Origin of the sequence: Mycobacterium sp. D16Q16 (assembly GCF_002013745.1) — a bacterium.
In the GTDB taxonomy this organism is placed as follows: Bacteria; Actinomycetota; Actinomycetes; order Mycobacteriales; family Mycobacteriaceae; genus Mycobacterium.
In genome coordinates this window covers 84,703-100,853 of sequence record NZ_MAEY01000014.1, presented here as the reverse complement: position 1 = coordinate 100,853, position 16,151 = coordinate 84,703, and the positions used below count along the sequence as shown (strand labels likewise).

General features: G+C 64.9%; 5 protein-coding genes. 1 reads left to right on the top strand and 4 read right to left on the bottom strand.

Annotated elements, in window-relative coordinates; translation table 11 throughout:
* Nucleotides 1-12 precede the first annotated feature (12 nt).
* On the top strand, nucleotides 13-969 hold the full coding sequence (locus tag B4394_RS15475) for an alpha/beta fold hydrolase (protein WP_078310867.1): 957 nt from the start codon (nucleotides 13-15) through the stop codon (nucleotides 967-969).
* On the opposite strand, the gene B4394_RS15470 is transcribed toward B4394_RS15475, so the two are convergent.
* The 4 genes from B4394_RS15470 to B4394_RS15455 all read right to left on the bottom strand — a co-directional run bounded on the left by B4394_RS15470 (nucleotide 966) and on the right by B4394_RS15455 (nucleotide 16,112).
* The gene (locus B4394_RS15470) at nucleotides 966-13,037 is read right to left on the bottom strand and encodes a non-ribosomal peptide synthetase (RefSeq protein WP_078315604.1); all 12,072 of its coding nucleotides are present in this window, start codon (nucleotides 13,035-13,037) and stop codon (nucleotides 966-968) included. The two genes, B4394_RS15475 and B4394_RS15470, sit on opposite strands and share 4 nt — an antisense overlap.
* A gap of 89 nt (nucleotides 13,038-13,126) precedes the next feature.
* On the bottom strand, nucleotides 13,127-13,336 hold the full coding sequence (locus B4394_RS15465; RefSeq protein ID WP_078315603.1) for an MbtH family protein: 210 nt from the start codon (nucleotides 13,334-13,336) through the stop codon (nucleotides 13,127-13,129).
* 69 nt (nucleotides 13,337-13,405) lie between these two features.
* The gene (locus tag B4394_RS15460) at nucleotides 13,406-14,344 is read right to left on the bottom strand and encodes a methionyl-tRNA formyltransferase (RefSeq protein ID WP_078315602.1); all 939 of its coding nucleotides are present in this window, start codon (nucleotides 14,342-14,344) and stop codon (nucleotides 13,406-13,408) included.
* A gap of 187 nt (nucleotides 14,345-14,531) precedes the next feature.
* A complete protein-coding gene (locus B4394_RS15455; RefSeq protein WP_078315601.1) occupies nucleotides 14,532-16,112 on the bottom strand; it encodes a DHA2 family efflux MFS transporter permease subunit in 1,581 nt (526 codons plus the stop codon).
* Nucleotides 16,113-16,151: the final 39 nt, after the last annotated feature.

The following is a 16,151-nucleotide window of genomic DNA, read 5'->3' as shown; positions in this document are numbered from 1 at the left end:
GACTCCTTCGACGTGACCGAACGAGAGAAGACGGATTCCGCACCCACCAAGGACGCGGGGGCCGCCCTCGACGTGGAGGGCTCCGGTGTCCAACCCCCTGTCTCCGACCGGATACGCAGGGCTTTCTGGTGGTTAGAACGCCTCGCACCGGCCATCGGATCCCGGTGGGCGGTCGAGCTGTGGTGCACCCCGCCGGTCATCGAATCGAGTCTGCGCATGCCGCCCGGTGTGCCCCCCGGCGAGCCGCTGGAGGCTCACTGGGACGGGCACCGGATTGCGGGTGAGTCATGGGGCGAAGGGCCGACGGTCTACCTGGTCCACGGCTGGGGCGGGCAGCGCACGCACCTCGGGATCTTCATCAAGCCGCTGCTGCAGGCCGGTTACCGCGTCATCGCCTTCGACCTGCCCAGCCATAGCGAGTCCGCTGGGGGCGCGCTGGCACCCGGGCGCACCACGCTCATCGAGTGCGCGCACGCGGTGGCGGCCGTCATCAAGGAGCACGGGCCCGCCCACGCGGTGGTAGCCCACTCCCTGGGGGCCAACGCGACCACCTTCGCAGCCTCCTATGGCGCATCGGTGGGCCGCCTGGTGTACCTGGCACCAATGGGCGATTTCCCCCTCTACCTGGACCTGTTCGCCGCACGCCATGGCTTCGGCAAGCGGATACGCGCCGGACTGCAGCGACAGCTCGAGCGCCGCATCGAGATGACGCTGCCCGAAACCGAGTTGGTGCGCGTCGCTGCGACCGCCGGGCATCCTCCGCTACTGCTGATCCACGACCCCGACGACCCGGACACGCCGTACGCGTCAAGCGAACGTCTGGCGCAGTCATGGCCCGGAGCACGTTTCATCGCGACAAAGGGACTCGGGCGCCTGGCGCACTTCCGAATCCTGCGGCATCGTCCGGCGATCAACGCCGGTCTCGAATTCATCGGTCCCGCTGCCGAACTGCAGCCAGCTGACGCCTAGAGCATCCCGAGTAGCTCCATATCGGTGACGTACTTGACGATGTTCGGCGCCCCGACCTGAGGAATGTCTCTCTCGGAGCCAATCTTGGCTTCCTGCACCGCAGCACGGAACCGATCGGCTGGGGCGAATGAACCCGCAGTCGGCACGATGGGCTTGACCCGCTCGGGATCTTGCACCAGCGTCAGATACATCTGCAGTACGGAGTTTCGCCGGTGCTTCTCGGGCAGCGCTTGCAATCCTGTCCCGAACCGCTGCAACCAGTCCTGGAAATCGTCGACGCGCTCGATGGGGTACCCAGCCTCGATCAGCCAGTCGACGTACTCGTCGAGACCGATGCCGTCATCGTGCGGGTTCATCACGTGATAGGTCTGGAACCCGTCAACCACTTGAACACCCAAGGTGGTGATGGCCTCGGCGACGAATTCCACGGGCAGCCCGTCGAAGTGCGCACGCCTCCGATTGCCGTCGGCGTCAAGGCGATAGAACGACTTGGGTGCCAGACCGGTGGTCACAATGCTCAGGATCATCTTGCTGAACACATCCGAGGCGTTCAGCTGACCCGCGTAGGTGGTATCGGCCAGGATCATGTCGCAGCGGAAGACACCGATCGGCAGCCCGCACAGATCATGGGCCTCTCGCAGCAGCACCTCTCCGGCCCACTTGCTGCTGCCATAGCCGTTGGCGTACGTGTCCTTGATGGCACGCGTGGCGCAGATGTCACGGATATCGGCGTCCTCGGTGAAGGCCACCCGTTTGACCGGGTCACCCACATTGGCCGTCGAGACGAACGTGAACATCTTCAGCTTCGCGGTGAGGGCCAGCCGGATCAGCTCCGCGGTGCCCGCCACATTCGGCCCGAACAACTCGCCGTAGGACAGCGCGCCGCTCACAACGGCTGCCGAATCGACGATCACGTCAACGGTATCGGCCAACCGCTGCCAGGTCTCCGTGGTCACACCGAGGTCTGTTTCACCCTTGTCACCGGCGATAACCTCCAAATGGTCCTCGGCCAGTTCGTGGAAGTGCCGCAACAGTTCCGGGTCGCCGCTGTCGAAGATCTGTTCCAGCCTGCGCCGGGCCTCGTCGTCCGACGAGGCCCGTACCAAGCAGATCAGCTTGCCGTCGAGCAGTTCGAGCTTTTCAAGCCATTGCAGCACCAGGTACCGCCCGAGGAAGCCGGTCGCTCCGGTCAGCAACACGGTGCGTGCTTCCCCGCTGGGCTTCGGCAGTGTTGTTGCGACGCTGAGTGTTTCCGTATCGATGAACTTATCCAGCGTCAGGTCGGCGGCCCGTACCTCTGCGACCTCGGAACCGTGCACGGCCACATAGCGCGGGTCGCTGGCATGCTTGTCCAGCTGTCCGCTCAGGCTGCTCACGGTGGGGGTGTCGAAGAGCGCGCGCACGGTCAGATGCGTGTTCATCGATTTGTTGATGGCGGCGATCAGGCGCATGGCCGACAGGGAGTCGCCGCCCAGATCGAAGAACGAGTCGTCGACGCCGACGCGCTCCAGGCCGAGCACATCCGCGTAGAGACCGGCCAGGGCTTCCTCGACCGGATTGGACGGCGCGCGGTACTGAGTTTCCTGATACTGCGGCTCCGGCAAGGCACGGGTATCAAGCTTGCCGTTGACCGTCAACGGCAAAGCGTCGATGACCACCACCGCCGCGGGCACCATGTAGGCCGGTATCCGCTCGGCCAGCGCCGCGCGCGCCTGGGCCGGCTCGATGGTCCCCGTGACGTAGCCGACCAGCCGCTTATCGCCCGGACGATCCTCACGCACAATCACGACCGCCTGCTCGACACCCTCGAGATCGGCTAGCGCGGTTTGGATTTCGCCGAGTTCGATGCGGTAGCCGCGAATCTTCACCTGATCATCGGCGCGGCCCATGTAGTGCAAGTTTCCGTCCGCACCCCACCGCACCAAATCCCCTGTGCGATACATACGGAGCCCTTCGTGACCCGGATCGACGAATGGGCATGCCACAAACCGCGATGCCGTCAGCCCTGCTCGGTGCAGATAACCGGCCCCGAGCCCGTGGCCCGCGATATACAGCTCGCCGACTACGCCCACCGGAACCCGTCGCATCCAGGTGTCCAGCACGAACAGCGCCGCCCCTGCCACCGGAACACCTATCGCGGGTGTTCCCGAACCAGCGGCCAGCGGGGGGCTCACCGTCACACAGAGGGTGGACTCGGTGGGACCGTAGGCGTTGACCATCACCCGTCCCGGCGCCCAGCGGTCCACCATCTCCGCCGAGCATGCCTCAGCAGCCACCACCAGGGCCATGCCCTCCAGCGCCTCCGGCGACAGCGCGGCCGCCGCAGAAGGTGTCTGATGCAAAGCGGTGACTCCCTCGGAGACGAGGAACGCCTGGAAGTCTTCCGGGACCAACGATTCGGGCACCACCACGAGGCTGCCGCCGTGCAGCAGCGGGCCCCAGATCTCTTCCACCGAGGCATCAAAGGCATACGAGTACCACTGGGACCACACCTGCCCTGGCCCCGAGGGCACTCCGAGGTGCTCATACCCCAGCACCTGCGTCACGTTGTGGTGAGTTGTCGCCACGCCCTTGGGAACACCAGTGGTGCCCGAGGTGTACACGATGTGCGCGATATCGTCGGCGGCCGGCCCCGCCAAGGCGGTGCCGGGCTGGGTGCTCACCCCGGGATCGCTGATATCGAGGATCGGCAATGTGTACCCGTCCAGCCGCGAACGCAGCGCCGCGCTCGCGATGGCGGCGATCGGGCCCGCATCGGTGATCATGAATTCGATGCGCGAGTCGGGCACCGCCGGAGCGATCGGTAGGTATGCCGCACCGCTCTTGAGCACCGCCAGAATCGCGACGATCGCCTCACCACGGCGTTCCGACAGTAACGCCACGCACTGACCCGGTCCGGCGCCGTGCTCAACGAGCAGGTGCGCCAGACGATTCGATTCCTCATCGAGTTCGCGGTAGGTCCACGACCGCTGCCCGCATCTGATCGCGATCGCCGCTGGATTGCGAACCACCTGCGCTGCGAACAGTTCTGGTATCGACGTCGGTGTCACCGGCGCCGAGAGCACCGCGCGGTTGCCCAGTTCATCCAGCCGGGCACTCTCGGCGGTGTCGAGCACATCTACCGCCGACAAGCGCTGCGAAGGGTTGGCCGCAACCGCCTCGAGTACCCGCTGCAGCCGCCCGATCAGCGACTCGACACTCACGAGATCGAATACATCGGTGCGGAACTCGACTGCACCCCCGAGACCGGCAGGCTCCCCGGCCTGGGTGAAGCGCTCGCCCAGGGAGAACGTGAGGTCCATGCGGGCGGTATTGGTGTGCACCGGTATCTGGGTGATCCGCAGATCGCCCAGACCTAGTCCGTCGGCATCCTGTCCGGGAAGGTTCTGCCAGGTCAATCCGACCTGAACCAGGGGGTGGCTGCTCCGAGACCGGATGGGGTTGAGCCTTTCCACCAACACCTCGAAGGGCACATCCTGGTGTTCGAGCGCTTCCAGGCTGCGGGTCCGGACCTGCGCCAGCAGGTCCGCGAAGGTGGGATCGCCACCGACGTCGACGCGCAACACCAGGGTGTTGACGAAGAAACCCACCAACTCGTCGAGGGCGGGCTCGTCGCGGCCGGCAACCGCGAACCCCACCGCCACATCGGAAGTGGCACTGATCTTCGAGAGCAGCACGGCCAGCGCCGCCTGGATCACCATGAAGCTGGTGGCCCCGTGTTCACGTGCCAGCGCGCGCACGGCGTGTTGCAGCTGCTCCGGCCACTCCAGATCCACACTGGCGCCGCGGTAGTCCGCGACCGCCGGGTAAGGCCGGTCGGTGGGTAGTGCGAGATGTTCGGGCATCCCGGCCAGCGCATCATGCCAATAGGCAACCTGGGTCGCAATGGCGCTCTCGCTGTCTTCGAGGTCGCCCAGCTGATCACGTTGCCACAGTGTGTAATCGGCATACTGCACCGGCAGCGGCGCCCACTCGGGGGCTTGCCCCCCGCACCGGCTGGCATAGGCCACCGTCAGGTCACGCATGAGTGGGGCCACCGACCAGCCGTCGGCGGCGATGTGATGCACCGTGGCCACGAGGATGTGCTCGTCATCGGCCACCGTGAACAGCTTTGCGTGCAGGGGAATCTCTGCCGCGAGGTCGAACGTATAGCGCGCCGCGGCGCCGATCTCTTCATCCAGCTGCGCGGGCGACCATGCGGTGGCATCGACCACCTCCCAGCCGAATTCCGCGCTGTCGGGTGCGAACACCAGCTGGTACGGCACACCTTCCTCATCGCGGAACACGGTGCGTAGCGACTCGTGGCGGCTCACCACATCGGACAATGCCGCGCCCAATGCGTCCAGGTCGAGCTGCCCGTTCAGCCGCAGCGCGACCGTCATGTTGTATACCGGTGAGGCACCGTGCAATTGGTCCAGGAACCACAGCCGCCGCTGCGAGAACGACAGCGGAATCACATCAGGCCGTGCGGCGGGCACCAATGGTGCGCGCCCGCCCGAATCTGTTCGCAGGCCCGGGGCCAACTGGGCGATCGTGGGGGTGTCGAAGAGGGCGCGCACGGTCAGATGCGTAGTCATCGACTTGTTGACGGCCGCGATCAAGCGCATGGCCGACAGGGAGTCGCCACCCAGATCGAAGAACGAGTCGTCGACGCCCACACGTTTCAGACCGAGCACGTGTGCGTAGATATCGGCCAGGATTTCCTCGACCGCGTTCGACGGTGCACGGTACTGCGTTTCCTGATACTGCGGCACCGGCAAGGCACGGGTGTCGAGCTTTCCGTTGACCGTCAACGGCAGGGCGTCCACTACCACGACCGCGGCCGGCACCATGTAGGGCGGTAACCGCTCGCCCAGCGTCACCCGCGCCGCCGCGGTGTCGACTCCCCCCGCCAGCTCCGCTTCGGGCGACTGCGTGACGTAGCCGACCAGCCGCTTATCGCCTGGTCGGTCCTCACGCACGATCACCACCGCCTGCTCGACCCCGACCACGTCGGCAAGGGCGGCCTGGATCTCACCGAGCTCGATGCGATACCCACGAATCTTGACCTGCTCATCGGCGCGGCCCAAATACTGCAAGTTTCCGTCCGCACGCCAGCGCACCAAATCCCCTGTGCGATACATACGCTCGCCCGCGGCACCAAATGGGCAGGCGACAAACCGCGACGCGGTCAACGAGGACCGGCTCACATATCCGAGCCCCAGCCCGAGCCCCGCCACATACAGCTCACCGACCACACCGACCGGCACCGGCCGCAGCCAGGCATCGAGCACAAACAGCGCAGCCCCCGGCACCGGCCCACCGATCGTCGGCGTCCCCGAGCCCGCGGCCAACGGCTTACTGACTGTCACGCACATCGTGGTCTCAGTGGGCCCATAGGCGTTCGTCATCACCCGCCCTGGCGCCCAACGGTCCACCAGCTCCGCCGAACATGCCTCGGCCGCCACCACCAGCGCCACCGAATCCAGCGCCGCTACCGACAGTGCCGATACGGCCGACGGCGTCTGGTGCAGCACGGTGACATGTTCGTCAATCAGCAAGGCCTGGAACTCATCCGGACCGATCGACTCCGGGATCACGAGCAGCCGCGAACCGTGGAACAGCGCACCCCAGATCTCTTCCACCGACGCGTCAAAGGCAAACGAATACCACTGCGACCACACCTGTCCCGGCCCCGAGGGCAAACCGACATGCAACGACTCCAACAACTGGGTCACATTGTGGTGAGTTGTCGCCACTCCCTTGGGAACACCAGTGGTGCCCGACGTATAGATGATGTGCGCAACATCGTCAGGGGCGGGTAGCGCTAGCGATGCTTCGGTCTGCGCAGCGATCGCCGGGTCGTCGATATCGACAACCACGACATCATGTGCCCCGAACCGACCGGCCAACGTCGCGGTGGTGATCACCGCCACCGGTTTCGCGTCACCGACCACGAAATCGATCCGGGCATCGGGCACCGCGGGGTCGATCGGCACGTACGCCGCCCCGGTCTTGAGTACCGCCAAGATCGCGATAATCCCCTCCGCGGACCGCCCGAACATCACCGCCACACAGTGGCCCGGTCCTGCGCCCAAACCAATCAGACAGTGCGCCAGACGATTCGAATCACGTTCCACCGCAGCATAGGTCCACGACCGGCCCCGGCAACTCAGCGCCACCGCATCCGCGGTCCGTGCCACCTGCGCCGAAAACAGTTCCGGAATCGACGCTCCCATCGCCTGCTGATCCAGCACCGCGCGGTTACCCATCGCATCCAGAAGCACACGCTCATCGGCAGCCAGGACATCCACCGAGGACAACCGCCGCAACGGGTCGGCCACCATCGCGGCCAGCACGAGCTCCAACCGGCCGGCCAACACCACAGCGCTTTCCGAATCGAACACATCGGTGTCGTATTCGATGTTCAGCACCAATTCATGACCCGGTGTCACCTGTAGTGCCAGCGGATAGTGGGTGGCTTCCCGGCTGGAGAAGCCCGCGATCGCCAATTCTCCTGTGCCCATGACCGTCCCGAAGGCCGCCGGGTCGATCGGGTAGTTCTCGTACACGAACAGGGTGTCGAAGAGCTGGTCCTGCCCGGTGACTCGGTGAATCTCGGGAAGCGCTACGTGTTGGTGATCCAGTGTCCGGTTCGAGACGCTCTGCAGCTGCTCCAACAATTCGCCGGCGGTGGTCGTCGCGGTGATACGCGCGCGCACCGGCACCGTGTTGATCAACAGGCCCACCATCGATTCCGCCCCTGCGACCTCAGCGGGACGGCCCGAGACCGCAGCGCCGAAGGCCACATCATGCTGGCCTGTCAACCAGACCAGTAGCTGCGCCCAGCCCGCCTGCAGGACGGTGTTGACGGTGGTGTGGTGGGTGCGGGCAAGTTCGGTCAGCGCCCGCGTGGCCTGCCCGGAAAGTCGAAGCGATTGTGTCTGGCGCCGCCCCGATCCCAGCTTGTGCGACGAGCCCACCAACGCGGGCGTCTCGAACCCCGCCAGCACATCCTGCCAAGCAGCAAGAGCCGCATCACGATCCTGATCGGCGAGCCACGTCACAAACCTGCGGTACGGCACGGCCGGCGGCAGGCCGTGCCCGCCATAACTCGCGAAGATCTCTTGCAACAGGATGGGCAACGACCAACCGTCGAGGACGCAGTGGTGACTGGTGAGGACAAGGCGGTGTTGGTCGCGACCGACTCCGATAAGCCCCACCCGGAACAGCGGCGGATTGGTCAAGTCGCATACCGCCGCGCGCTCGGCAGCACACAGCTGTGCGATCTGGTCTTCGATATCGATACCCGTGAATTCGAGGTACTGCCAAGGGGTTACCGGGTCGCAGGGAATGCTCTGCACCGGCGGATCGAACTGCTGATGGAAGCGGGCGGCCAGGTTGGGGTGCCGAGCCACGACCGTATGCACCGCATCGCGCAGTCTGGGCGCATCCAGCGTGCCCGAGAGAGTGAGGTCCAGCTGCACCGCGTACACGTCGTCACTGCTGGCGTGGGCGGTGGCATGGAACAGCAGCCCCTGCTGCAGCGGGGTCAGCGGCAGCACATCGGCAACCCGGTGCAACCGCTCCAGCTCGTCGATCTGCTGCTGGGTGAGTTGTGCGGGCACGATATCCGACGGAGTCAATCCCCCGCCGCCGCCACGCACATGCGCACAGATGCCTGTCAGTGCCTCAATCCACAGCTGGCTCAGCCGAGTGATCTGCCCATCGTCCATCGAGGGCGCCCAGGTCCAATTGGCCTGCAGGGAGGGACCTGTGCCGGCACTTGATTCCAGGACGCCCGCATTCAGCGTCACGGTGTGGGCCAGCGCCAGCGGCACCGCGGCGGCCACCGCGGCCGCCGACAGGGCGTCGGGGCTCGGCAGCCACAAGCCGCCGACCTGATCACCGACGCCGCCCAGCCGTCCCAGATAGTTGAATCCGATAACTGGCTGCGCCCCAGCGAGATCCACCTCGGGATTCGCATAGCGCAACAAGCCGTACGTTATTCCATCGGGCAGCGCGCGGAGCTGTTCCTTTGCCTCCTTGATCACCGCGCCCAACGCGGGGCCGCCGGCACTCACCTGCGCCCAGTCCAGCCGGCCCAGACTCAAGGCCACCGGGTACTTGCTGGTGAACCACCCCACCGTGCGCGAAAGGTCCACCGGCGAATTCCCGCCGGTGACCAATTCCTCCTGGCGCCCATGGCCTTCCACGTCAATGCCGACTGGTGCACCGGTGTTGCCCGAGAGCTGGGCGACTGCCATGCCCAACGCGATCAGCAAGATGTCGCCCACCCCGGCGTGGAACGCCGCGGGCGCCTCGCCCAGCAAGATGCGGGTGGTTTCGGCATCCAGCGACGCCGACAAGGTGTGTGCGGTGGCGTACGTGTCGAGTTCGGGCCGCACGGCGGGCAAGAGTGCGGGGATCGCCTGCACCCGCTTCCACGCGTCGACATGTTCGGCCACCCCGGCGGTACGCGCGTGCTCGTCGATTAATGCCGACCACCGGGCGAAGGACGTGCCGCCAGGCGGCAGGGCAACCGGTTGTCCGGCGCGACGCTGGGCCCAGCCGATGTTCATGTCTTCCAGCAGGATTCGCCAGGACACTCCATCGACCGCGAGGTGGTGAATGACCAGCGCCAACTGTGCCGTGGAGCTGGCCCACAGCGCGCTCAGCATCATCCCATGGGCCGGGCTCAACCGGGCCCGGGCCTGTACCAGGGCCTCGTCGGACAACACATCCACGGATTGCAGGCAGTTGCGCGCGTCCACCGTTTCCGCGTCGGGAACGATCAACGACCAGCCTGCCGCACCGTTGTCTTCGGCACGCAGCCGCAGCATGGGATGGCGGTCCAGCAGAGCCTGAAGCACCACCAGCACATCGGCCTCGGTCACGGCGGCCGGGACCGTCACCACCATCGTCTGGTTGAACTGGTCTGACTCGCCCGGCACATCCCGCAGCCATCGCATGACCGGCGTCGCGAGCACCTCGCCCAGTCCGTCATCGGCCACGTCTGCATCGCCAACGACGGTGGTGGCCACTCGAGCCAGCCGTGCCACGGTCTGCTCGACGAAAATATCGCGAGGTCGGCACAGCACTCCGGCGGCGCGGGCCCGCGACACCACCTGCATGGACATGATGCTGTCTCCGCCGAGATCGAAGAATGAGTCGTCCACACCGACCCGCGGGAGCCCGAGGACCTGGGCGTACACGGTGGCCAGCGTCTGCTCAACCTCGTCCGTCGGCGCGCGGTACGCACCAGCAGTGATCTCGGGTACCGGCAGTGCTCGGAGGTCGAGCTTGCCGTTGGCGGTCAGCGGAAGCGCGTCCAACACGATGATCGCGGACGGAATCATGTAGGCAGGAAGCCGATCACCGAGTGCGGCGCGGGTCCCGGCAGCGTCGACGGCACCGGTGACATAACCCACCAGCCGCCTATCACCCGGACGGTCCTCGCGGACCATCACCACGGCCTGCTCCACTCCGTGTGCACCGGCGAGCACGGTCTGCACTTCGCCCAGTTCGATGCGATTACCGCGGATCTTGACCTGCTCGTCGGCGCGGCCCATGTACTGCAACGCACCATCGGCGTTCCAGCGCACCAGATCTCCAGTGCGATACATGCGCGCCCCAGACGGCCCGTACGGATTGGCCACAAACCGCTCCGCCGTCAACGCCGCCCGGCCCACGTAACCAGACGCCAGTGCGGGTCCGGCCAGATACAGCTCGCCCACCACACCGATCGGCGTCGGGTTCAGCCCGGCATCCAGCACCAGGGTGCGCATACCCGGAATCGGGGCACCGATCCCGACCGGCTGCCCCGCCGCCATCGGCGCGGAGGTGGCCCAGATGGTGGCCTCACTCGGGCCGTAGGCGTTGACCAACCGCCGTCCCGGCGCCCAGTCATCCACCAGCTCGCGCGGGCAGTCCTCCCCCGCGGTGACCAATGTGCCCAGACTGTCCAGCCGCATCCGGTCCAGCGACGACAACACCGTCGGGGTCAGCACCGCCGCGCTGACCCGCCGGGCCTGCAAAAACTCCGTCAACGCCTCGGCGGCGTACACGTCGCGCGGCGCCACTACCAGCGTGGCCCCTGCGCCGACCGCCCACACCATCTCGAAGACCGAGGCGTCGAATGTCGGCGAGGCCACCATCAGCACCCGCGCTTCGCCACCCAGTTCGAACAGATCTTGTTGCGCCGCCGCCACTCCCGGCAGCCCGGCGTGACCCACCGCCACACCCTTGGGGGTGCCGGTGGAGCCCGATGTGAAGATCACGTACGCGGTGTTCTCCGCCCGCAGCGCCGCCGATCGATCGGCGTCGGTGAGCGTTTCGGCCGATAGCCCGGATACGTCGCGGCCGTCGATGCGCAGCACCGGACGAGCACCAGCCCCCGAAGCCTCGTCGGTGCCGCAGGTCAACACGCACGCCGCCGCCACCGAGTCCAAGACCGCGGCAACCCGCTCGACCGGATGAGCGCTATCCACCGGCACGTACACCCCGCCGGCCTTGGCCACCGCCCACCACGCCACCACCAGCTCGGCACAGCGGTCCATCGCCACACCCACCGCACGTTCCGGACCCACCCCGGTCTCGATCAGCACCCGCGCCCAGCGCGTCGACCATTCGTCCAACTCGCGGTAGGTCAGCTCTCGGGCACCATCGACCACCGCCACCGCCCCGGGGGTGACGGCCACTGCTGCGGCCAACAGTTGCGGTGCCACACCAACCGGCGCCTGTACGCCCGCACCGGACCACTGCGACAGCACCAGATCACGTTCCCGCTGATCCAGCAGCGGGACCTCGCCCACAACCACCGAGCGCTCGGCCCCCAGAAGCCGTCCCAGGAGCGATTCCAAACGGGCTATGTGCCTATCGATCTCGGCAACGGTGTACCTATCGGGATTCCACGCGAACTGGATGCGCGACGTGCCGCCGCCCGGGCGCGGATAGATGTTGATCGCGATGTCCTGGACAGGGAAGGTGGTCAACACGTTAACCACCGCCTCCGACGGTCCGAAGAAGAACACATCCGCGAAGTCGAAGACGTTGATTACCTGGCCGAATTCGATGTTCGTGTCGCGACGTCCCGCATCGACGACCAGCTCCGGCCAGCGCCGGAACTGTTGGTGGCGCAGCGCGCCCACCACGGCCTTGGCGACCTGGTCGTCCAGCGCTCCGATGGTGTCCCCATCATCGACGGTGACCAACAACGGCACCAGATTCGACACCATGCCGCCACATCTCTTCAGCGCCGCGGTAGTCCGCCCGGACACCGGCAGCGACAATGAAACATTGTGACGCCCTGTCGTCTTCGCAAAGAAGGAGGCCAGCGTCGCGACGACTCGGGCCACCTCAAACTGACCAAGACCGTTCTGCGACAACAACTCATCGCACACCAATTCGCGTACCAGTGGGTGTCGCGGCGTGACGACACGCTCCATCCCCGCGAGATCAGCCGTCTCTATCGGACGGGATAGGACGTTCTTCCAGTATTCGAAATCCGCATCGCTGCGCGAGGACTGCTGATACTTCTGATCGGCCTCGCGAATCACGGAGAACTCCGAGAAATCGACATCGGTCTCGGCCGCCACCGACCCCGAGTACACATCCGCGATATGCCTCAGCAGATTGTTGGTGGCATACCCGTCCAAGAGAACGTGATGTGTGCGCATGTAGAAGTACGACACATCGTCGGCTACCCGCAGGAGCGCGAAGTACGTGAGGCGCTCACTGAGCAAGTCGATGGGTCGGCGGTACTCCTCGTCCATCCAGTGGCGAGCAGCAGCGACAGCATCACGCTCGGAGCGTAAATCGATGCAGGGCATGATCTCCGGGAACGCACGGTCGACGACGAAGACCGGTTCGCCGTCCTCGATGGACAGCCGTGCACATGGCGTACCGAACCGTGCGGCCATCGATTCACAGGCCACCATCAACTTTTCGGCGTCCACGTCGTGATCGATCGTGACAAATCCCGCAAAATTGTAGGGAACCTCGGGACGCAGTTGCTGCGCGACCCATATCGACCGCTGTGCGGCTGTCAGAGGTCCAAGAACGTCGGACTGCGTTCCATAGTTGAGCATGAGGACGACGAACTCCCTACTTGGGCCTGCGTACTGGCGTCTGAGATATCAGCGTTGAGATACCTTGGCGTGCAAGGTGAATAGGCCCTCTACGCGAGTCTTTGGCGTAAGTCCTTCGGCCGTATGTCGGGCCAATGCTCATCGATGTACTCGAGACACGCCGCACGGTCGGCATGACCGTAGACCACGCTCCAGCCCGACGGGGCATCGGCGAAGGACGGCCACAGGCTGTGTTGTTCCTGGTCGTTGATCAGGACCAGAAAACTGCCACTGTCATCGTCAAAGGGATTGGTTTGCATCGACTTTCCTCATCATCACGATCCGAGCGCAACGGCGCCGCATTCAGCACCGGTTCTGCTACCTCGAGATCACGTGTGGCTGTTGAGATATCCCCCGCGCCGGAAGTACTCTTCGCCACTGCGCTCCACTCCGTCGGCGCAACGGATGCGGGTGATCACCAGGCCGCGGTTGCCGACACGGTACGCATCGGAACCGCACACCACCACGCCGCCTTCCTCCTGGACGATCACCCGGCCCGGCGTCCCGCCGTAGCGGGCCTCGGAGATCCGCGCCTCCAAAACCTCGATCCGTTCACCCTCGTAGAAGGTGAAGGCGCGGGGGTACGGGTCTGACAGTGCGCGAACAAATCGCTCGAGGTCCTCGGCAGGCCATGTCCAGTCAATCGCGCTATCCCGCTCTGAACGCTTGTGGCAGTAGGTCCGTTCGGCCTTGTTCTGCGGCCGCCAGACAGCGTTGCCGGACTCCAGCGCGCTGAGCGCTTCGGACAGCACGCCCGGAATCAGGTCCATCCCGCGCAGGACCAGCTCGGTGCCAGTGTCCGCGGGGCCGATCGGAAGCGAATGCTGCACCAGAATGTCACCGGTATCCAGCCCGCTGTCCATGCGGTGCACGGTCAACCCGAATTCGGACTCGCCGCTGATCAATGACCATAAAACAGGGGAAAATCCGGTGAATTTGGGCAGCAACGAATCATGGAAGTTCAGGGTGCCGTGTGGCGGGAAATCATAGAGTTCGACGGGCATCCGGTTGTACCAGCTATTGACGACGATGACGTCGGGCTCGGCACCCTTGACCAAATTGATGGTTTCGGCATCGACCCGCTTGGTGAAATGCACAGGAATACCATGCTTGCGTGCGAGTTCGTCGACCGGTGCCGACCAAATCGCCTTGTACGCCTCCTCGCTGGCCGGGTGCGTGACGGCGAGAACGACCTCATGCCCGAGATCAATCAGGGCCTGCAGGGTTCGGTAGCCCCAGACCTGATATCCGAACGACACAATGCGCATGTGCGACCCCTTAGCTCTTAAGCGCTGGTCAGGGGCTTATGCCCTCAAATTGAACACCACTGGCAGATCAGCTTAAGGGTTTCCTCAGGTTACGCAAGCCTTCCCTAACCCACAGGAAGGGGCCCCGGGGCTGGGCATCGGGCCGCTAACCTGCACGAGCGCACGGAACCAAACGTGGCAATAATTCTCAGGCGTCGGCGCCCACCACCAACTTCCTCGGCAAAAATACCGCCGGAACAATGGTGAACACCGCTAATGCCGCGGCCACTAAGAATACCGCCGTGTACGCGCGCGAAAGCCACTCAGGATTGTTTATCGCAAAATCTGAAGCGGGATTCATCATCGGGTCACTCGATAATCCGCGATTGGCGGTTTCTCCCTCCGCTGTGGACAACGGATCGACCCGAATTCCGCCTCCGGCACGATTGAATTGATTGGTCAACAGCGTTGCCATCAACGCGGCCCCCACAGATCCGCCCACCTGATCGTTGACGCTGAGCAGCGTGGTGCCCCGCGCGATCTGGGACGGTGCCAGCGACTGCACGCAGGCCGCTGACAGTGGCGTCGACGTACAGCCAACCCCCATGCCCATGACCATTAACCCGGCCAGCAGTATCGGCGAGAAATCTGCTTGTCGCGCCACACCGAATGTGAAGATGCCCAAGCCCACCGCAATCAACGGGAGGCCAATCAGCACAATCGTCCCTGGCCCGCGCCTGTCCATGAAGATCCCCGCGAGGGGCATGGCCAGCATGAGACCGACTCCCATTGCCACCATGGACATCCCGGACCGCATCGGCGATTGATGCAGCACCACCTGGAAGTAACTCGGCACAAGCAAGCTGACGCCGACAAAGGTGGCGGCGAAGGCGAACTGCGTGATGTTGGCCCACCTGACCACACGATTTTCGAACAGCCGTAGGTCGACAAGAGGATGTGACGCACGGTTCCTGGTGTGCACGACGAACGCACAAATCAGTGCGGAACCGATGATGACGGGTAGCAGGACATGTCGGTTGGCCACGCTGTCGCGCCCGGGGATCGCCGACATCCCGACAAGCAACATCGCCACGCCAGGTGAGAGCAACAGTGCGCCCACCACGTCGAGTTTCTCTGAAGGCTCGGGGTTATCCCCGGGAAACATGAAGGCCGCCAGCACGATGGCACTCAAACCGATCGGCAGGTTGATCAGGAATATCCATTCCCAGCCGTAGCTGCCGATCAACCATCCCCCCAGGATCGGCCCACCGATCGGGCCGAGCAAGAAGGGCACCGCTCCTATGGCGACCACTCTGCCAAGGCGCTTCGGGCCCGCCTCACGGGTCAAGATCATGAAGCTCAGTGGCATCAACATGCCACCACCAATGCCCTGAATCACACGGAAGATAATGAGCAACAAGATGTTTGGGGCCACCGCGCACAACAACGAGCCAACCGTGAATACCAGGACGGCGCCCATGAACAGACGTTTTGTGCCGAAACGGTCGGCAGCCCATCCGGTCATCGGGATCACTGTTGCGAAGGCAAGCATGTAACCGGCGATGGTCCAGGACACCACGGCCTGACTGGAACCGAACTCGGCGACAAAGGTGCGCTGGGCGACCGCCACCGCCGTGCTGTCCAAAAATGCCATCACGCTGGCCAAACCGCAGACGCCAGCGATCCGCAGCAGTACGGCGTCGAGCTTGTCGGGGTGCCCCGGCTCATTCACACCACGCTGCTCAGCCGACCCGCTCGGCGCCGAGAGGGCGGTAGGCACGCTGTCCATAGGTCGGCGAGTATATCCACGCAGAGGGGCCCGTTGGGG

Bases quoted from the DNA above. Each gene is read 5' to 3' on its own strand.
- B4394_RS15470 (WP_078315604.1), bottom strand. From the start codon at position 13,037: ATGCTCAACTATGGAACGCAGTCCGACGTTCTTGGACCTCTGACAGCC.
- B4394_RS15465 (WP_078315603.1), bottom strand. From the start codon at position 13,336: ATGCAAACCAATCCCTTTGACGATGACAGTGGCAGTTTTCTGGTCCTG.
- B4394_RS15460 (WP_078315602.1), bottom strand. From the start codon at position 14,344: ATGCGCATTGTGTCGTTCGGATATCAGGTCTGGGGCTACCGAACCCTG.
- B4394_RS15455 (WP_078315601.1), bottom strand. From the start codon at position 16,112: ATGGACAGCGTGCCTACCGCCCTCTCGGCGCCGAGCGGGTCGGCTGAG.